Below are 17,540 nucleotides of genomic sequence, written 5' to 3' on the forward strand. Positions count from 1 at the left end.
GAGTGCAGAGACAGCGATTCTAGCCTTTGCCCGCTTCAGGACGCAGGCGCGGCGTTCTTGAGTCCCAACACTTCGATGGGCTCGATCGACGGCGGCGCGGCAAACAGCTCGGGAGCCTTCGCCATCAGCGCCTGGGCGATCGGGCCGGTCAGGTGTGCCTGGCGCCCCGCCTCGTTCTCGAATGCATCGAACACGCCGAAGGTGGTCGGCGACAGGCGCAGCGCAAACCAGATCGGCGTTGTCTTCTCGTCGCGGGCCATGGCGAGGCCTGCTTCCAGGAACTTCTCGACATCGCCTTCCTTGCCCGGCTTGGCTTCGAGGCGGGCAAACAGTGCGTACTTGATCATGGGTCAATCTCCTGAGTGTTGAACGGCGCGCGACATTGAGCGGCGTTGGCATGAACTCTAGGCAGCCGTCGCCCTTGGATCCATTGGCATTTTTGACATCTTTGATATCGTTATGGCCATGAAGCTCGACATACTCGCCCTCGACGGCGTGTTCGACACCGGCCTGTCCACGGTGCTCGACGTGTTCACCACCGCCAACGAACTCACGGCGATGCTGCAGCTCGACGTGGCACCGTTCGAAGTCACGCTGACGGGCGTTCGCAAGCGCGTGCGAACCTCGCAGGGCTTCGCGGTTCCGGTGGCTCGCGCACTAGACACGGCAACGGCCGACTGGCTGATCGTCCCCGCCCTGGGCTGCAAGATGCCCGAGACACTCGAGCCCGCGTTGCGCCGCGCCGACGTGCGCGACGCCTGCGCCGCGCTCAAAGAACGCTCGGACAGAAACGCCAACGTGGCCGCCGCCTGCATCGGCACCTTCGTGCTGGCCGAGTCGGGCGTGCTCGACCGGCACAAGGCGACCACCACATGGTGGCTCGCCACGCTGTTCCGCCAGCGCTACCCCGGCGTGCAGCTGGAAGACTCGCGAATGCTGGTCAGCTCCGGCCACCTGGTCACGGCCGGCGCGGCGCTGAGCCATGTCGACCTGGCGCTGTGGATCGTGCGCCAGGCAAGCCCCGAGCTCGCCACGCTGGTCGCGCGCTACCTGATCGTCGATTCGCGGCCCTCGCAATCGGCCTATGTGATCTCCGACCACCTCTCTCACTCCGACCCGCTGGTGGAGCGCTTCGAGCGATGGGCGCGCGGCCGGCTGGCCGACGGCTTCTCGCTCGACGAGGCCGCGCAGGCCGCCGGCACGAGCAAGCGCACGCTGGCCCGACGCATGCAGCAGGTGCTGGGCAAGAGCCCGCTTTCCTACGTGCAGGATCTGCGCGTCGAGCGCGCCGTGCACCTGCTCAAGACCAGCGACAAGAGCCTCGAGCAGATCGCCGGCATGGTCGGCTACGCCGACGGCGTCACGCTGCGCACCCTGCTGCGCCAGCGTCTTGGACGCGGCGTGCGCGAAGTGCGGCTCGAAGCCTGACTTCGCGGCGGACGCAGCAACAAAAAAGCCCGGCACGCGGCCGGGCTGAAAGTGACAGCGAAAAATCCGTCCGTCGAATCAGTGGAACTGCTCTTCCTCGGTCGAACCCGTCAGCGCCTTCACGCTGGACGAGCCGCCCTGGATCACGGTGGTCACGTCGTCGAAGTAACCGGCGCCCACTTCCTGCTGGTGCGACACGAAGGTGTAGCCCTTGTCGCGCGCCGCGAACTCGGGTTCCTGGACCATGTTCACGTAGTGCTTCATGCCTTCGCCGCGAGCGTAGGCGTGGGCGAACTGGAAGGTGTTGAACCAGTTGACGTGGATGCCGGCCAGCGTGATGAACTGGTACTTGTAGCCCAGCGCCGACAGGTCTTCCTGGAACGAAGCGATCTGCTTGTCGTCGAGGTTCTTCTTCCAGTTGAAGGAAGGCGAGCAGTTGTACGACAGCAGCTTGCCCGGGCAGGCGGCGTGCACGGCTTGCGCGAATTCGCGCGCAAAGCCGATGTCGGGCACGCCGGTTTCGCACCACACCAGGTCGGCGTACGGAGCGTAGGCCACGCCGCGGCTGATGGCTTGCTCCAGGCCGTTCTTGACGCGGTAGAAGCCTTCCTGCGTGCGTTCGCCGGTCAGGAACGGCTTGTCGTTGGCGTCGTGATCGGAAGTGATCAGGTTCGCGGCTTCCGCGTCGGTACGGGCCAGGACGATGGTCGGCACGCCCAGCACGTCGGCGGCGAAGCGCGCGGCGATCAGCTTCTCGCAGGCTTCCTGCGTCGGCACGAGCACCTTGCCGCCCATGTGGCCGCACTTCTTCACGGCAGCCAGCTGGTCTTCGAAGTGCACGCCGGCAGCGCCAGCCGTGATCATGTTCTTCATGAGTTCGAAGGCGTTGAGCACGCCGCCGAAACCGGCTTCCGCGTCGGCCACGATGGGCAGGAAGTAATCGATGAACTCCTTGTCGCCGGGGTTGATGCCACGGCCCCACTGGATTTCATCGGCGCGGCGGAAGGTGTTGTTGATGCGACGGACCATCGTCGGCACCGAGTCGTAGGCGTAGAGCGACTGGTCGGGGTACATCGTCTCGGAGGTGTTGCCGTCGGCGGCGACCTGCCAGCCCGACAGGTACACGGCCTCGAGGCCGGCCTTGGCCTGCTGCATCGCCTGGCCGGCGGAGATCGCGCCGAAGGCGTTCACGTAGCCCTTCTTGGCGCCGCCGTTGATCTTTTCCCAGAGCTTCTCGGCGCCGCGCTTGGCCAGCGTGTGCTCGATGGGGAAAGAACCGCGCAGGCGCACGACGTCGGCTGCGCTGTAGCCGCGCTTGACGCCCTTCCAGCGGGGGTCGGTGGCCCATTCTTTCTCGAGTGCGGCGATTTGCTGTTCGCGGCTCAGTTGTTCTGTGAGGGTCTGGGGCATGGTCACTCCGTGAGGTTGATTGAAGGTTGGGCGCTGCGGCCGTGGAGTTACTGTAACTCCCCGCCGGACTCTTATGTCTTATAGAAGACATATTTTTCACTCAACAAAATCAACAAGTTACGGAGATATTCCTCAATACAAAATTATTTTTCTCATATCGAGAAAAAATATTGCGGCGCAGCAGCCCACGATTCCGCAATGCGCAATCAATCTTTCGGTTGTGAAAACGATGCTCCGCCCAACGCCGCATGCGCGATCCAGTCGCCGCTTTCGATCACGCGGCGGCCCGCAATGCGCGTCGGATGGATCTCGTAGACCAGGCAATCGAGCCACTGCCCATCCACCTCCACGCGCACCCGACGCTTGATGTATTCGCCCGAATCGTCGTCCGCCACTTCTTCCAGCACGTCGAGCGCCGCCTCGACCGCCGGCTCGATCACGTAGACCTCGCCCTTCACCTGCCTTCCACCGCCGAGCACGACGCCGGGATAGGCACCGAGGTCGTACAGCGTGCCGGCGATCTCCGCCTCGCCAACGAGCAAGGGCGCGGGCCGGTAGCGCGCGATGTCGTTGCGGCCGCCGCGACGCAGCGTGCCGTAAACAAAAACGTGGGGCATCATCGAAACCGCTTCCTTCCTTCGCAACAACAACACTTCAGTCTATTGAACTCCCCTGCCCACGCATCAGGCCGCCTCGTGGCCTACGGCTGCCTGGCCCTGAGCATGTCGCTCGTCGGCGGCTACGTTGCCCTTTCCAAGCCCCTCGTCGCCGCCTTTCCGGTGCTGCTGCTCGCGTGGCTGCGCTTCGGCATCGCTGCGCTGGCCATGCCGCACTGGCTCAAGCGAGCGCCCGACGAACCGCCGATGACGTCGCGCACCCGCTGGCTCGTGTTCCTGGAATCGTTCCTCGGCAACTTCATGTTCTCGATCTGCATGCTGTTCGGCGTGAGCCTCACGAGCGCGGTATCGGCGGGCGTGATCATGGCGTCGATCCCTGCCTGCGTTGCCGTCGCGAGCTGGCTCTTCCTGCGCGAGCGCATCACGGTGCGCATCGGACTGGCCATCGCGTGCGCGGCAATCGGCATCGGGCTGCTGGCGCTGTCGCCGGCACACGCACCGGCATCGCCCACCGCTTCTTCCACGTCGATGCCGTGGCTCGGCGACCTGCTCGTGTTCTGCGCGGTGCTCTGCGAGACGGCCTACGCCGTGATCGGCAAGTCGCTCACGGGACGCCTCGGACCGAAGCGCATCGCCTCGCTCATCAACCTCTGGGGCTTCGTGCTGTCGATGCCCTTCGGCATCTGGTTTGCGCTGCAGTTCGATTTCACCGCGGTGCGCTTCGGCACCTGGGCACTGCTGGTGGCCTACGCACTCGCCGCGAGCATCTGGACCGTGTGGTTGTGGATGACCGGACTTCGCCACGTACCAGCCGCACAAGCGGGTGTTTTCGCCGTGCTGCTGCCGGTGAGCGCGGCCCTCGTGGGCGTGCTCGTGCTCGGCGAAAGCCTCTCTTCCCCACAGCTGATTGCGTTCGTCGTTGCGCTCATCGGCGTGGTGCTCGCGACGTGGCCCGGGCGCCGAACGTGAAAAAGAGGCCTTCTCCCCTCTGAAAAAACAACAACTCCCAATGAAAAAAGCGCTTTTTCCCTTGGAAACGCGTTTTTTCTCCTTTAGCATCCGCATTGCCACTGGAGACGCAAGTTTTTCATTGGTGACTGTTCAACCAAAAAAGGAAATCAACCATGGCAACTGCAAAGAAGGCTCCGGCCAAGAAAGCTCCGGCGAAAAAGGCCGCTCCCGCAAAGAAGGCGGCGGCTCCTGCAAAGAAGGCTGCACCGGCCAAGAAGGCTGCTCCTGCAAAGAAGGCCGCACCGGCGAAGAAGGCTCCTGCCAAGAAGGCCCCCGCAAAGAAGGCCGCTCCCGCCAAGAAGCGCACTCCCAACGCCGCGTTCATGAAGGCACTGACCCCCAGCCCGGCACTGGCCGCCGTCGTCGGCTCCACGCCGCTGCCGCGCACCGCTGTCGTGAGCAAGCTGTGGGACTACATCAAGAAGAACAACCTTCAGGACAAGGCCAACAAGCGCAACATCAACGCCGACGCCAAGCTGAAGGAAATCTTCGGCAAGGCCCAAGTGTCGATGTTCGAACTGGCCGCGCTGATCGGCAAGCACGTCAAGTAAGCGCTCAGGGGCCTCGAGCTCCTGAATCAAAAAGCCCGCTTCATGCGGGCTTTTTTTTCGCCTGCGACAAGGCCACGCCCTCCTCGAAGAAGCGCGCAGGCGTGCGGCCGAAGTGCTTGCGGAAGGCCTCTATGAAGGCACTCACCGAGCTGTAGCCCACCGTCAACGCCACCGCCGTCACCGGCTCTCGCAGGCTCAGCAGTTCGACGGCCTTCAGCAACCGCGCCTGCTGACGCCATTGCGCAAAGCTCAGCCCCGTCTCCGCGGCGAAGCGACGCGTGAGCGTCCTTCGCGCCATGCCGATGCGATCGGCCCATTCGTCGATGCCGTCCGGAAGCGCTGGATCGTCGGCCAGCGCCGCCGCCATCGAAGCAAGGCGCCTGTCCTGCGGCATCGGCAGGTGCAGCGATGCCTCGCCGCTCGCAGCCAGCTCATCGACCAGCACAGCCACCAGACGCGCCCTTCGTGGCTCCAGCAGGGGCTCAGGAGCATCCAGCGACGTCAGCCGGTCCACCAGCGCCTGCATCAGCGGCGTGACGGCGAACACATGCGGCCCGTCCGGCAACGCGGCGGCAGCCGCCGGATCGATGTGCAGGCTCCAGCCCGCGGTGGCACCGAAGCTCTGGGCCGCATGGGCACAGCGAGGCGCTATCCAGCCGATCCATCCCGGCGGCTGAACCCAACGCCCCGAAGGCGTCTCGATGACCTGCAGACCCTCACGCAACGCGAAGAGTTGGCCGGTGTCGTGCGAGTGATAGCCCGTGACGCGCGGCGCCTTGTAAGCCGTGATCCAGAGTCTTGCGGGAGCTTCGTCAGCCATGGATGGCCCGCCGGAGATATCGATTGGCCCCGCGCCGCAAGCCCGGATGCGCCCTGCTGCCTAGCATCGAACCCATCTTCACTCCCATCAAGGAACAGCATCCATGAAAGCCCAGGACGTACTCCCCGACGGCGACGACTTCACCGTCATCAACGGCCGCACATTGCGCAAGGGATCGGTCGGCGCCTTCCTCGCCAACGTGCGGATCCTCGAGGACGCGGACGCATCGGCCGCGGACAGGCAAGCCGCCGGGCAGGACCTGGTCGCGCTGATCCCCACCCTCGACGCGCTCGGCCTGTTCGACGTATTCGAACTGCGCTCGCCAACCCTGCGCGAGGAGGTCGACCGCCATCGCGCCGCGCTCAGCCCTGCGCCTGCTGCTTCGCCGAGCGCGTGATCGACGACAGCGTGCCGCGCGTGGTGATGACTTCGGGGTCCAGCGGGATCTCGATCAGCGTGCCGGTGTCTGCCTCCAGCGCGCGCAGCAGCGCCGCTTCGAACTGCGCCGTTTCCGTCACCCGCTCGGCCGCGTAGCCATAAGCGCGCGCAAGCCCGCAGAAGTCGGGGTTGCGCAGCGCCGTGCCGCTGGTGCGCTCGGGATACTCGCGCTCCTGGTGCATGCGGATCGTGCCGAACATGCCGTTGTTGAGCAGCACGATGATGCTCTTGCCGCCGTGCTGCGAAGCCGTCGCCAGCTCCTGCCCCGTCATCAGGAAATCGCCATCGCCCGCAATCGTGAAGGCCACACGCCCCGTCGCCAGGTTGGCCGCAATGCCGGCCGGCACGCCATAGCCCATCGCTCCGCTGGTCGGCGCCAGTTGCGTCTTCGCGCCCTTGGCGAGGCCGTGGTAGCTGAAGTAGCGATGCACCCAGCTCGCGAAGTTGCCAGCACCGTTGGTGATGGCCGCGTCCGCCGGCAAGTGCTTCTGCAGCAGCGCGACGACCGCCGCCATGTCGACCGCCCCGCGCGGCGTCTCGGCGGGCATGCCGGCCAGCGCCTGCGGCACGAGGTTGGCTTCGTAGTCGGCACGGGCCTGCAGCGTCCAGTCTTCCCACGGCAGCGTCGGTGGCGCGCTCAGCACCTCCAGGCTGCGCGCGGCCGCGCTCATACCGGCGTTGATCGCCAGGTCGGCCTGGTAGACGCGGTTGAGCTCCTCGGCGCTCGCATGGATGTGCACCAGCGTCTGCTTCGCCTTTGGTGCCTCCAGCAGCGTGTAGCCGCCGGTCGTCATCTCGCCAAGTCGCGGGCCGATGGCCAGGATCAGGTCGGCATCCTTCACGCGCTGCGCGAGCTTCGGGTTGATCGCGATACCGACGTCGCCCGCGTACTGCGGATGGTGGTTGTCGAAGGTGTCCTGGAAGCGGAAGGCGTTCGCCACCGGCAGCCGCCAGTTCTCGGCGAAGCGCTGCAGCGCCTGCGCGGCCTGCGTCGTCCAGCCGCCGCCGCCGGCGATCACCAGCGGGCGCTGCGACTTCAGCAGCAGCTCGCGCAAGGTACGCAGCGCGCCCGGATCGCTCCAGGGCTCCACCGCCTCCACGCGCGCCAGCGGCCGTGCAGCGGTTTCGCTGCGCAGCATGTCTTCAGGCAGCACCAGCACCACCGGCCCCGGCCGGCCGTTCATCGCGGTGGCGAAGGCGCGCGCGATGTACTCGGGAATGCGGTTCGCGTCGTCGATGCGCTCCACGCGCTTGGCGAAGCCCTTGGTGCTCGGGCCGAAGAAGCTGGCGTAGTCGACCTCCTGGAAAGCCTCGCGGTCGCGGAAGTCGCTGCCGACGTCGCCCACGAAAAGCACCATCGGCGTCGAATCCTGGAAGGCGTTGTGCACGCCGATCGACGCATTGGTCGCGCCCGGCCCGCGGGTGACGAAACACACGCCCGGTCGCCCGGTGAGCTTGCCGTGCGCCTCGGCCATGAAGGCCGCGCCGCCCTCCTGCCGGTTGACGACGAAGCGCGTGCGGTCGCGGTAGGCATGGAAGCCGTCGAGCACCGCAAGAAAGCTCTCGCCGGGCACGCCGAACGCGATCTCCATGCCTTGTTCGACCAGGCATTCCACGATCAGGTGGCCGGCGGGTTGTGATGTACTCATGGAAAGTAGAACCTCAGCTGCAAATGTCTTCGGCAATTATGTGCGCCCGCTCCAGACGCCTTGCGTTAATTCCCCAATTGGTTAAATTCGCGCCATGAAGGCCTCCAAGGACTCCACGCCCGACATCAGCATCGAGGCAATCGAACCCCGCTCGCGCGACGCCGACCGGTCGCAACTCGCCATCCTCGCCTCGGCGCGCGACGAGTTCTCCGCGCGCGGGCTCGCCGGCGCGCGCATGGACAGCATCGCCGAGCGCGCGGGCCTCAACAAGCGCCTCATCTACTACTACTTCGGCAGCAAGGACGACCTGTTCCTCGCCGTGCTGGAGCGCGTCTACGCCGACATCCGCGAAGCCGAGCAGCGCCTGCACCTCGAAGAGATCGACCCCGTGGAGGCCATCCGCCAGCTGGTGTCGTTCACCTGGAACTACTACCTCGAGCACCCCGAGTTCATCACGCTGCTCAACAGCGAGAACCTGCACTGCGCGGCGCACCTGAAGCGCTCCGAGCGCATCCAGGAAATGAACTCGCCGCTGGTGCAGCTGCTCGACACCGTGCTGGAGCGCGGCCGTCGCGACGACCTGTTCCGCGCGGGCGTGGACCCGGTGCAGCTCTACATCTCCATCGCCTCGCTCTGCTACTTCTACCTCTCGAACAACCACACGCTGTCGGCCATCTTCGGCCGCGACCTGCGTGCGCCCAAGGCGATGGCGCAACGCCTCTCGCACATGACCGACCTGGTCCTGGGCTATGTCTTGAAATAGGTTCGCCCCCAGGCTTCGCGCACTTCGTGTCGCTTCGCCAACCCCCTTCCGGGGGCAACACCGGTGGCCCGGCAAAGCCGGTTCCACGGTGTTCCTGGCCTTGGCTGCGCCAGTTTCATGCGCCGCGCGCGGCGCAAATCCCCTCTACGAACGACTGAACCGCTCCTCCGGGTATTCACTAGGCAGCTCCGGTTGACGCTGCCGCGCGGCCGTTCCTACAATCGATAATTCACTCAATGGTGAATTGATCGATTCAAGAAGCGGCCCGACCGCGCGGAGACATTCATGAAGCTCTTTGCCAGCACTGCACGCACCACCGTCCTTGCCTCGCTGACCTGCATCGCAGCCCTGCTGCCCGCACTGGCAGCCGCGCAGAACGGCTACCCCACCAAGCCGATCCGCGTGATCGTTCCCTTCGCGGCCGGCAGCACCACCGACATCATTGCCCGCGCCATCACCGACAAGATGAGCGCCAGCATGGGCCAGACGCTGGTGATCGACAACCGCGGCGGCGCCAGCGGCACGATCGGCCAGCAGGCGGTGGCCACGGCCGCGCCCGACGGCTACACGGTGATGATCCATTCGTCGTCGCACACGGTGAGTCCTTCCACCTTCGCCAAGCTGCCATTCGACACGGTGCACGACTTCGCGGGCGTCACGCCGATCTCGTCGCTGCCCAACGCGCTGGTGATCTCGCCGAGCAAGAACATCAAGACGCTGCCGCAGCTGCTGGCCGCCGCGCGCGCCAAGCCCGGCAGCATGAACTTCGCCTCGGCCGGCCAGGGCAGCGCCACGCACCTGAACGCCGAGAAGTTCAAGATGGCCGCGAAGATCGACGCCACCAACATCCCCTTCAAGGGATCGGGCGAGGCCGTCACCGAAGTGCTCTCGGGCCGCGTCGACTACTACTTCTCGCCCATCGCGCCGGTCATCGGCCAGATCAAGGAAGGCCACCTGCTGGCGCTGGCCGTGGGCTCGCCCAAGCGCGCCGCCGCCCTGCCCGACGTGCCCACCACCAGCGAAGCCGGCGTGCCCGGCTCCGAATTCAACTTCTGGATCGGAATGATGGCGCCGGCCAAGACGCCGCGCGACGTTGTCGAGCGCCTGAACGCCGAAGTAGTGAAGGCACTGGCCTCGCCCGAGGTGAAGGAGCGCTTCGCCAAGCTGGGCGCCGACCCGTGGACGCTCAAGCCCGAGCAGTTCGACGCCTACATCAAGGAAGAGATCGCGAGCAACGCCCAGCTCGTGAAGGCGGCCGGCCTCTCGGTCCAGCAGTAAGAACAGCAAGCACCGCAAGCCAGCCCTACCGAAAGTCCCGGCCCCCGCCATGTTCCGCAAGCTCCTGCTCTCCCCGGCCCTGCGCCCCTTCATCCTGATCCTGTTGCTGCTGGTGCTGTGGGACCTGGCGATCCGCCTGTTCAAGATTCCGGCCTATCTCATTCCCCCGCCGTGGGAGGTCGTGAAGCAGCTCGTTGCCGAGTGGCCGCGCCTGCTCGCCGAAAGCTGGAAGACCACGCTCGCCACGCTGGGCGGCTTCGGGCTGACGATCCTGATCGGCATTCCGATCGCGATGGTCATCGCCTACTCGCGCGTCGTCGAGTCGTACGTCTACCCACTGCTGGTGTTCTCGCAGAGCATTCCCAAGGTGGCGATCGCGCCGCTGTTCGTGGTGTGGTTCGGCTTCGGCATCTTCCCGAAGGTGATCAGCGCCTTCCTGCTGGGCTTCTTCCCGGTGGTGGTCTCCACGGTGATGGGCTTCAAGTCGGTCGAGCCCGACATGCTCGATCTCTCGCGCTCGATGGGCGCGAGCCGCCTGCAGACCTTCTTCAAGATCAGCCTGCCGCAGGCCCTGCCCCAGATCTTCAGCGGCCTGAAGGTGTCGGTCACGCTGGCGGTGGTGGGTGCCGTGGTCGGCGAGTTCGTCGGTTCCAACTCGGGCATCGGCTACGTGCTGCAGGTGGCCAACGGCAACTTCGACCTGCCGCTGATGTTCGCCGCGCTGGTGGTGCTGTCGAGCATCGGCGTGATCCTTTTCGTGGCCGTCGACATCGTCGAGCGCGTGATGATTCCCTGGCACGCCTCGCAGCGCCACACCCACTGAGCTTCCCGTTCCAGGTTCCTTCGCAAAGCCAACAACTCCCGGAGACAACACCATGAAGAAACTGCTTCCCTCGCTGCTCGCAGCGGCCGCGCTCGCCACCTTCGCCATCGCCCCGGCGCATGCCCAAGGCGACAAGCCCAAGGACAAGGTCACGCTGATGCTCAACTGGTACCTCTACAGCGAGCACGCGCCCTTCTTCCTCGGCAAGGAAAAGGGCTTCTACGCCGAGGAAGGCATCGACCTCGACATCCAGGAAGGCCGCGGCTCCGCCGTCACCGCGCAGGCGGTGGCAGCCAAGTCGGCGACCTTCGGCTACATCGACGTCACGACCATGATCAAGGCCGCAGCCAAGGGCGCGCCGCTGAAGTCGACTGGCGTGCTGTTCCAGGTGAGCCCGATGTCGGTGATGGGCTTCTCCGAAAAGAACATCAAGACGCCGAAGGACATCATCGGCAAGACCGTGGCCGTGACGCCGGGCGACTCGATGTCGCAGATGTGGCCCCTCTTCCTCAAGGTCAACGACATCAAGCCCGACCAGGTGAAGATCGTCTCGGGCGACGGCCAGACCAAGCTCAATGCGGTGACCAACGGCCAGGCCGACCTGCTGCTGGGCTACGTGATGGACCAGGCCATCAAGCTGCAGGACGCCACCGGCAAGCCGGTGACGCCGATCCGCTTCGCCGACTCGGGCGTGAACCAGATCAGCTCCGGGATCATCACCAACAAGAACCTGCTGACCGAGAACCCCGACCTGGTGAAGCGCTTCATGCGCGCCTCCACCAAGGCCGCCGAAGCCGCCGAGAAGAGCCCCGAGGCCGCGGTCGACGCGATGCTCAAGGCCAACCCCAAGGCCGGCGTGCGCGACACGCTCATCGTGGGCATGAAGCAGAGCGTGGCGCTCTATCACACGAAGGAAACGGCCAACCAGCGCCCGTTCCGCGTGACGACGAAGAACGTGAGCGACTCGCTCGACCTGCTGGTGCAGTACGGCGGTATGGACGCCTCCACCCGTGGCAAGCCCGAGGACTACGTCACTCTCGACTTCCTGCCCTGACCTTCCTTCGTTCCTGAGCCCGCGCGCTTTCCGCAGCAGTCACCTCTCACGCATTCCATGTCCCAAGTCAACCTGATCGAAGCGCGCGGCGTCTCGAAGATCTACCAAAGCAAGGACGGCCCCGTCGAGTCGCTCAAGCCGCTCGACTTCGCCATCAAGGAAGGCGAGTTCGTCTCCGTCGTCGGCCCTTCGGGCTGCGGCAAGAGCACGCTGCTGAAGATGGTGGCAGGCCTGCTGCCCATCAGCGGCGGCAGCCTCACGCTGGCGGGCCACCCGATCAAGGGCCCGCAGAAGGACGTGGGCATCGTGTTCCAGAGCGCGGTGCTGCTGCCCTGGCGCAGCGTGGAAGACAACATCCTGCTGCAGGCCGAGATGCGCCACCTGCCTTCGGAGGCGTCGCGCGCCCGTGCCCGCGAGCTGATGGAAATGGCGGGCCTGAAGGGCTTCGAGAAGAAGTACCCCTGGCAGCTCTCGGGCGGCATGCAGCAGCGCGCGTCGATCTGCCGCGCCCTGCTGCACGACCCGTCGGTGCTGCTGATGGACGAGCCCTTCGGCGCGCTCGACGCGATGACGCGCGAGAAGATGAACCTGGAGCTGCAGCGCATCTGGATGACGTCGAAGAAGACGGTGCTGCTCATCACCCACAGCATTCCCGAGGCCATCTTCCTGTCGGACCGCGTGATGGTGATGAGCGAGCGCCCCGGCTCCATCGCCGCCGTGTACGACATCGACCTGCCACGCCCGCGCACGCTGGACGTCATGTCCTCGCCCGAATTCGGCGCCTACACCAAGCTGGTGCGCGCGCATTTCTATTCGCAGGGCATCCTGGACCACTGAAGAGCAGATGCGAGCCATGGACGCGATCCGTTTCCACGTCGAGGAGATTCGCTTCGCCGAGCGCAACGTGGCGCTGCGGCTGCCCTTCCGCTTCGGCGCGGCCACCGTCACCGCCTGCCCGCAGGTCTACGTGAAGGCGCGCATCCGCTTCGCCGACGGCCGCACGGCCGAGGGCTGCGCTGCGGAGATGATGATTCCGAAGTGGTTCGACAAGAACCCGGCGCTCACCAACGAACAGAACTTCGAGCAGCTGCGCTTCGCCCTGCGCGATGCGCGCGAGGCCTACACCGCCGAGCCCGATGCGCAGACCGCGTGGACGCACTTCGCCTCGAACTACGCCGCACTCCAGTCGCGCGCCAGGGCCAAGGGCCTGCAGCCGCTGGTGGCCAGCTACGGCCCCGCGCTGATCGACCGCGCCCTGCTCGATGCGCTGTGCCTGCACAGCGGCACGAGCTTCGCGGCGGCGATGAGCGGCAACCTCTGCGGCATCGACATCGCCGGCAGCGGCCTGGCCGACGATCTCTCGGGTTTCGACATGCCCGGGTTCCTGGCGAAGCAGTCGCCGCGAACCCGCATCGCGGCGCGGCACACCGTCGGGCTGGCCGATGCCATCGACGACAGCGACGCTTCACCCGATGCGCCAGCCGACGGCCTGCCGACCACTCTGCAGGCCGCCGTGCAACGCTACGGCCACACGCACTTCAAGCTCAAGCTGTGCGGCAACACCGCGCAGGACATCGACCGGCTCCAGCGCATCGCCCGCGTGATCGACGGCCGGGCCCAACTCGTGACGCTCGACGGCAACGAGCAGTACGCGGACGCCGATGCCTTCGCGACCTTTCTCGACCGCATGCTCTCCACGCCCACGCTGTGGAAGCTCGCGCAGAAGACGGTCTTCGTCGAGCAGCCGATCCGCCGCGACGCGGCGTTGCAGCGCGACGTGTCCGCGCTGGGCAAGCGCATTCCGCTGCTCATCGACGAATCGGACGCCACGCTCGATGCCTTCGTGCAGGCCCGCGCGCTGGGCTACACCGGCGTGTCGAGCAAGAGCTGCAAGGGTTTCTACAAGTCGGTCATCAATGCAGCGCGCTGCGCGCAATGGAATGCCGCGGCGGAGAAGCCGCGCTACTTTCTCTCCGGCGAAGACCTGACCATGCAGGCCGGCATCGGCGTGCAGCAGGATCTGGCGCTCGTCGCCTGGCTGGGCCTCTCGCACGTCGAGCGCAACGGCCACCACTACGTCAACGGCCTCGCGGCGGCGCCCGAGGCCGAGCAACAGGCTTTGCTACGCGCCCACCCGGGACTCTACGAAACCAGCGACGGCGCAGCGCGCCTCGCCATCCGCGAAGGGCAGCTCGACCTGTCCTCGCTCGCCGCCGCGCCCGGCTTCGCCACCGGCAAGCCAGGCGCAGGCATCTCGTGGGACGCGATGCGTTCCGTCTACTGAAGCGCGCGTCCAGCCCGCACCAATCTCTCGCACCCAAGGAAGAAAACGATGGCCACCCAACGTCTAGGAATCATCATGCACGGCGTCACCGGGCGCATGGGCATGAACCAGCACCTGATCCGCTCGATCTGCGCCATCCGCGCCCAGGGCGGCGTCACGCTGTCGAACGGCGACAAGGTCATGCCCGACCCGATCCTCATCGGCCGCAACGCCGAGAAGATGGAAGCGCTCGCCAAGGCACACAACATCCCGCGCTGGGGCACCGACCTCGACAAGGCGCTGGAGAACAAGGACGACACCATCTTCTTCGACGCCGGCACCACGCAGATGCGCCCCGCGCTGCTGGCCAAGGCCATCCGCGCCGGCAAGCACGTCTACTGCGAGAAGCCCATTGCCACCAACCTCAACGAGGCCGTCGAGATCGCCCGCCTGGCCGAGGAAGCCTCGAAGACCAAGGGCCTGAAGCACGGCGCCGTGCAGGACAAGCTCTTCCTGCCCGGCCTGCGCAAGCTCGACATGCTGCGCCGCGCCGGCTTCTTCGGCCGCATGCTCAGCGTGCGCCTGGAGTTCGGCTACTGGGTGTTCGAGGGCGACCTGCAGCCCATCCAGCGTCCGAGCTGGAACTACCGCAAGGAAGACGGCGGCGGGATGATCCTGGACATGATGTGCCACTGGCGCTACGTGCTGGACAACCTGTTCGGCGAAGTGAAGTCCGTGAGCTGCCTGGGCACCACCCACATTCCGAAGCGCTGGGACGAAGCCGGCAAGCCCTACGAGGCCACCGCCGACGACGCGGCCTACGCCACCTGCGAACTCACCGGCCACAACGGCGAGCCCGTCATCGCGCAGATCAACATGAGCTGGGTCACGCGCGTGCGCCGCGACGACCTCGTGACCTTCCACGTCGACGGCACCGATGGCTCGGCCGTGGCGGGCCTCTCGAGCTGCCGCGCCCAGTCGCGCGTGGCCACGCCGCGCCCGGTGTGGAACCCCGACGAGAAGCAGACCATGAACTTCTTCGACCAGTGGCAGGAGATTCCGGACTCGCAGGTCTACGACAACGGCTTCAAGATCCAATGGGAGCACTTCATCCGCCACGTGGTGGAAGACGCACCGTACAAGTGGACGCTGCCCGAAGGCGCCAAGGGCGTGCAGCTGGTCGAGGCCGCGCTCGAGTCGTGGCAGGACCGCCGCTGGGTCGACGTGCCCGCGCTGAAGGTCTGAGGTTCGCGACATGGCTCTCTCGCTGAACCTTCCCACCGCGGGCGGCACGCTCGCGCCCTACGCGCTGCGCGGCACCGCTCCGGTGAAGCCCGATGCGGGCGTGAAGTTCAACCGCATCGCCTACTCGGCCGCCCACGTGGTGGCCGACCCGATGGCCGCCATCGACCCGTGGCTGCAGTGCGCGGTCGACTGGGACACCACCATCGCCTACCGCCGCCACCTGTTCTCGCTGGGCCTGGGCGTGGCCGAGGCCATGGACACCGCGCAGCGCGGCATGGGCCTGGACTGGCCGACCTCGCTGGAGCTGATCCGCCGCTCGCTCGACGCCGCGAAGGACGTGCCCGGCGCGCTGGTCGCCTCGGGCTGCGGCACCGACCACCTGGACATCGACAGCGTGAAGAGCGTCGACGACGTGATCCGCGGCTACGAGGAGCAGATGGCCGCCATCGAGGCGCTGGGCGGCAAGCTGATCGTGATGGCCAGCCGCGCGCTGGCTCGCGTGGCGAAGAGCCCCGCCGACTACGAGCGCGTGTACGACCGCATCCTGAGCCAGGCGAAGCAGCCGGTGGTGCTGCACTGGCTGGGCGACATGTTCGACCCGGCGCTGGCGGGCTACTGGGGTACGAAGGATGTCGACGCGGCCATGGACACGGCACTGGGCATCATCGCGGCGCACCCTGACAAGGTCGACGGCATCAAGATCTCCCTGCTCGACAAGGACAAGGAGATCGCTATGCGCCGGCGCCTGCCGCCGGGCGTGCGCATGTACACGGGCGACGACTTCAACTATGCCGAGCTGATCGCCGGCGACGGCTTCGGCAGCGAGCCCACGCACGGCAAGAGCGATGCGCTGCTGGGCATCTTCGACGCCATCGCGCCGGCGGCCAGCGCGGCCTTGGGTGCACTGGCGCAGGGCAACGAAAAGAAGTTCCACGACATCCTCGGCCCCACCGTGCCGCTGTCGCGCCACATCTTTGCCGCACCCACGCGCTTCTACAAGACCGGCGTGGTGTTCATGGCCTGGCTCAACGGCCACCAGAAGCACTTCACGATGGTCGGCGGCCAGCAGAGCACGCGCTCGCTGCAGCACTTCGCGGAGCTGTTCAGGCTGGCCGATGCCGCCAACCTGCTGGAGCAGCCCGAGCTGGCGGTGCGACGCATGAAGACCCTGCTGGCCCTGCACGGCGTGGAAGGCTGAAGACGAGCATGCGCGATTTCTCGCAGAACCACGACTGGCTGTCGATCAACACCGCCACGGTGCGCAAGCAGTCGGGCGCCGAGGTGCCGCTGGACCGCATCATCGACCAGTGCGCCGAACGCGGCATTCGCGCGATCAGCCCCTGGCGCGACCAGGTGGCAGCCGTCGGCCTCGACAAGGTGGCTAAGCAGTTGAAGGCGCACGGCATCGGCCTCTCAGGCTATTGCCGCGGCGGCTTCTTCCCCGCGCCCGATGCGGCCGGCCTGAAGGCCGCGCTCGACGACAACCGCCGCGCCATCGACGAGGCGAAGACGCTCGACGCCCCCTGCCTCGTGCTGGTGGTCGGCGCCCTGCCCGGCGCGCTCGACGGCAAGGCCGCCTACAAGGACATCGGCCGCGCCCGCACCGAGGTGCGCGACGGCATCGCCGCATCGCTCGAATACGCACGCGAAGTCGGCATGCCGCTGGCCATCGAGCCCCTGCACCCGATGCAGGCGGCCGACCGTGCCTGCATCAACACGCTCGAACATGCGCTCGACTTATGCGACGAGCTCGACGGGGGCAGGAGCGGCATGCTCGGCGTGGCCCTGGACATCTACCACGTGTGGTGGGACCCGAAGTTGCAGCAACAGATCGCCCGCGCCGGCCGCGAGCGCCTGCTGGCGTACCACGTCTGCGACTGGCTCACGCCTACGCGTGATCTGCTGAGTGACCGCGGGATGATGGGGGATGGCGTGGTCGAGTTGAAGAAGATCCGCGGGTGGGTCGAGGACGCGGGCTTCGCTGGTTTCAGCGAAGTGGAGATTTTTTCGAACCTCGACTGGTGGCAGCGGCCTGGCGCGGAGACGCTGGACATCTGCATCGAGCGGCACAAGCAGGCTGTCTAACACTGCTCTGTGCTCGCGTTGTTCAGGGCGAGTGCACAAGCCACCGGGTACCCCCTCCGCGAATGTCCCCCGGGCTTCGCCCTCGTCCTTTACTTCGCTGCGGGT

General features: G+C 66.3%; 18 protein-coding genes. 13 read left to right on the top strand and 5 right to left on the bottom strand.

Annotation, left to right across the window (positions count from 1 at the left end; genetic code table 11):
• Window positions 1-35: 35 nt before the first annotated feature.
• The gene (locus tag EJP69_RS06535) at window positions 36-347 is read right to left on the bottom strand and encodes a putative quinol monooxygenase (protein WP_126469112.1); all 312 of its coding nucleotides are present in this window, start codon (window positions 345-347) and stop codon (window positions 36-38) included.
• A 118-nt stretch (window positions 348-465) separates the two neighbouring features.
• On the opposite strand from EJP69_RS06535, the gene EJP69_RS06540 reads away from it, so the two are divergent.
• Window positions 466-1,428, top strand: a complete 963-nt coding sequence (locus EJP69_RS06540) for a GlxA family transcriptional regulator (RefSeq protein ID WP_126469113.1) — start codon at window positions 466-468, stop codon at window positions 1,426-1,428.
• A gap of 78 nt (window positions 1,429-1,506) precedes the next feature.
• Here EJP69_RS06540 and aceA read toward each other — a convergent pair whose 3' ends face one another.
• On the bottom strand, window positions 1,507-2,838 hold the full coding sequence (gene aceA / locus EJP69_RS06545; RefSeq protein WP_093202116.1) for an isocitrate lyase: 1,332 nt from the start codon (window positions 2,836-2,838) through the stop codon (window positions 1,507-1,509).
• A 206-nt stretch (window positions 2,839-3,044) separates the two neighbouring features.
• Window positions 3,045-3,458: a gamma-glutamylcyclotransferase family protein gene (locus EJP69_RS06550; RefSeq protein ID WP_093202119.1), complete on the bottom strand. Its 414-nt coding sequence runs from the start codon at window positions 3,456-3,458 to the stop codon at window positions 3,045-3,047.
• Between the two features lie 42 nt (window positions 3,459-3,500).
• Between EJP69_RS06550 and EJP69_RS06555 the strand changes: the two genes are divergently transcribed.
• Both EJP69_RS06555 and EJP69_RS06560 read left to right on the top strand, forming a co-directional pair.
• A complete protein-coding gene (locus EJP69_RS06555) occupies window positions 3,501-4,424 on the top strand; it encodes a DMT family transporter (RefSeq protein ID WP_126469114.1) in 924 nt (307 codons plus the stop codon).
• 155 nt (window positions 4,425-4,579) lie between these two features.
• Window positions 4,580-5,017, top strand: coding sequence for an SWIB/MDM2 domain-containing protein (locus EJP69_RS06560; protein WP_093202124.1), 438 nt, complete (start codon window positions 4,580-4,582; stop codon window positions 5,015-5,017).
• 40 nt (window positions 5,018-5,057) lie between these two features.
• Here the strand turns inward: EJP69_RS06560 and EJP69_RS06565 are convergent, their stop codons facing one another.
• Window positions 5,058-5,837: an AraC family transcriptional regulator gene (locus tag EJP69_RS06565; protein ID WP_126469115.1), complete on the bottom strand. Its 780-nt coding sequence runs from the start codon at window positions 5,835-5,837 to the stop codon at window positions 5,058-5,060.
• A 103-nt stretch (window positions 5,838-5,940) separates the two neighbouring features.
• Here EJP69_RS06565 and EJP69_RS06570 point away from each other — a divergent pair, with 103 nt between their 5' ends.
• Window positions 5,941-6,234, top strand: coding sequence for a hypothetical protein (locus tag EJP69_RS06570; RefSeq protein ID WP_093305177.1), 294 nt, complete (start codon window positions 5,941-5,943; stop codon window positions 6,232-6,234).
• On the opposite strand, the gene EJP69_RS06575 is transcribed toward EJP69_RS06570, so the two are convergent.
• Window positions 6,200-7,924, bottom strand: a complete 1,725-nt coding sequence (locus EJP69_RS06575) for a thiamine pyrophosphate-binding protein (RefSeq protein ID WP_093202131.1) — start codon at window positions 7,922-7,924, stop codon at window positions 6,200-6,202. The genes EJP69_RS06570 and EJP69_RS06575 overlap by 35 nt on opposite strands.
• Window positions 7,925-8,018: 94 nt before the next feature.
• Here EJP69_RS06575 and EJP69_RS06580 point away from each other — a divergent pair, with 94 nt between their 5' ends.
• From EJP69_RS06580 to EJP69_RS06620, 9 genes are all read left to right on the top strand, one after another.
• Window positions 8,019-8,687 carry a TetR/AcrR family transcriptional regulator gene (locus tag EJP69_RS06580; RefSeq protein ID WP_093202134.1) on the top strand — a complete coding sequence of 223 codons (669 nt, stop codon included), beginning with the start codon at window positions 8,019-8,021 and terminating at the stop codon, window positions 8,685-8,687.
• Between the two features lie 285 nt (window positions 8,688-8,972).
• Window positions 8,973-9,965, top strand: a complete 993-nt coding sequence (locus EJP69_RS06585) for a tripartite tricarboxylate transporter substrate binding protein (protein ID WP_126469116.1) — start codon at window positions 8,973-8,975, stop codon at window positions 9,963-9,965.
• Window positions 9,966-10,014: 49 nt separating this feature from the next.
• The gene (locus EJP69_RS06590; RefSeq protein ID WP_093305183.1) at window positions 10,015-10,788 is read left to right on the top strand and encodes an ABC transporter permease; all 774 of its coding nucleotides are present in this window, start codon (window positions 10,015-10,017) and stop codon (window positions 10,786-10,788) included.
• 52 nt (window positions 10,789-10,840) lie between these two features.
• On the top strand, window positions 10,841-11,842 hold the full coding sequence (locus EJP69_RS06595) for an ABC transporter substrate-binding protein (protein ID WP_093305184.1): 1,002 nt from the start codon (window positions 10,841-10,843) through the stop codon (window positions 11,840-11,842).
• Window positions 11,843-11,899: 57 nt separating this feature from the next.
• Window positions 11,900-12,679: an ABC transporter ATP-binding protein gene (locus EJP69_RS06600; protein ID WP_126469117.1), complete on the top strand. Its 780-nt coding sequence runs from the start codon at window positions 11,900-11,902 to the stop codon at window positions 12,677-12,679.
• A 16-nt stretch (window positions 12,680-12,695) separates the two neighbouring features.
• The gene (locus tag EJP69_RS06605; RefSeq protein ID WP_126469118.1) at window positions 12,696-14,126 is read left to right on the top strand and encodes an enolase C-terminal domain-like protein; all 1,431 of its coding nucleotides are present in this window, start codon (window positions 12,696-12,698) and stop codon (window positions 14,124-14,126) included.
• A 48-nt stretch (window positions 14,127-14,174) separates the two neighbouring features.
• A complete protein-coding gene (locus EJP69_RS06610; protein ID WP_093305188.1) occupies window positions 14,175-15,350 on the top strand; it encodes a Gfo/Idh/MocA family protein in 1,176 nt (391 codons plus the stop codon).
• A 10-nt stretch (window positions 15,351-15,360) separates the two neighbouring features.
• On the top strand, window positions 15,361-16,548 hold the full coding sequence (locus EJP69_RS06615; protein WP_126469119.1) for a dihydrodipicolinate synthase family protein: 1,188 nt from the start codon (window positions 15,361-15,363) through the stop codon (window positions 16,546-16,548).
• 8 nt (window positions 16,549-16,556) lie between these two features.
• The gene (locus tag EJP69_RS06620) at window positions 16,557-17,435 is read left to right on the top strand and encodes a sugar phosphate isomerase/epimerase family protein (protein WP_126469120.1); all 879 of its coding nucleotides are present in this window, start codon (window positions 16,557-16,559) and stop codon (window positions 17,433-17,435) included.
• Window positions 17,436-17,540: the final 105 nt, after the last annotated feature.

The sequence above is a fragment of the Variovorax gossypii genome (assembly GCF_003965815.1).
GTDB lineage: Bacteria > Pseudomonadota > Gammaproteobacteria > Burkholderiales > Burkholderiaceae_C > Variovorax > Variovorax gossypii.

Excerpts from the sequence above, each read along its gene's own strand:
- EJP69_RS06535 (WP_126469112.1), bottom strand. The coding sequence starts at position 347 with ATGATCAAGTACGCACTGTTTGCCCGCCTCGAAGCCAAGCCGGGCAAG.
- EJP69_RS06540 (WP_126469113.1), top strand. The coding sequence starts at position 466 with ATGAAGCTCGACATACTCGCCCTCGACGGCGTGTTCGACACCGGCCTG.
- aceA (WP_093202116.1), bottom strand. The coding sequence starts at position 2,838 with ATGCCCCAGACCCTCACAGAACAACTGAGCCGCGAACAGCAAATCGCC.
- EJP69_RS06550 (WP_093202119.1), bottom strand. The coding sequence starts at position 3,458 with ATGATGCCCCACGTTTTTGTTTACGGCACGCTGCGTCGCGGCGGCCGC.
- EJP69_RS06560 (WP_093202124.1), top strand. The coding sequence starts at position 4,580 with ATGGCAACTGCAAAGAAGGCTCCGGCCAAGAAAGCTCCGGCGAAAAAG.
- EJP69_RS06565 (WP_126469115.1), bottom strand. The coding sequence starts at position 5,837 with ATGGCTGACGAAGCTCCCGCAAGACTCTGGATCACGGCTTACAAGGCG.
- EJP69_RS06570 (WP_093305177.1), top strand. The coding sequence starts at position 5,941 with ATGAAAGCCCAGGACGTACTCCCCGACGGCGACGACTTCACCGTCATC.
- EJP69_RS06575 (WP_093202131.1), bottom strand. The coding sequence starts at position 7,924 with ATGAGTACATCACAACCCGCCGGCCACCTGATCGTGGAATGCCTGGTC.
- EJP69_RS06580 (WP_093202134.1), top strand. The coding sequence starts at position 8,019 with ATGAAGGCCTCCAAGGACTCCACGCCCGACATCAGCATCGAGGCAATC.
- EJP69_RS06585 (WP_126469116.1), top strand. The coding sequence starts at position 8,973 with ATGAAGCTCTTTGCCAGCACTGCACGCACCACCGTCCTTGCCTCGCTG.
- EJP69_RS06590 (WP_093305183.1), top strand. The coding sequence starts at position 10,015 with ATGTTCCGCAAGCTCCTGCTCTCCCCGGCCCTGCGCCCCTTCATCCTG.
- EJP69_RS06595 (WP_093305184.1), top strand. The coding sequence starts at position 10,841 with ATGAAGAAACTGCTTCCCTCGCTGCTCGCAGCGGCCGCGCTCGCCACC.
- EJP69_RS06600 (WP_126469117.1), top strand. The coding sequence starts at position 11,900 with ATGTCCCAAGTCAACCTGATCGAAGCGCGCGGCGTCTCGAAGATCTAC.
- EJP69_RS06605 (WP_126469118.1), top strand. The coding sequence starts at position 12,696 with ATGGACGCGATCCGTTTCCACGTCGAGGAGATTCGCTTCGCCGAGCGC.
- EJP69_RS06610 (WP_093305188.1), top strand. The coding sequence starts at position 14,175 with ATGGCCACCCAACGTCTAGGAATCATCATGCACGGCGTCACCGGGCGC.
- EJP69_RS06615 (WP_126469119.1), top strand. The coding sequence starts at position 15,361 with ATGGCTCTCTCGCTGAACCTTCCCACCGCGGGCGGCACGCTCGCGCCC.
- EJP69_RS06620 (WP_126469120.1), top strand. The coding sequence starts at position 16,557 with ATGCGCGATTTCTCGCAGAACCACGACTGGCTGTCGATCAACACCGCC.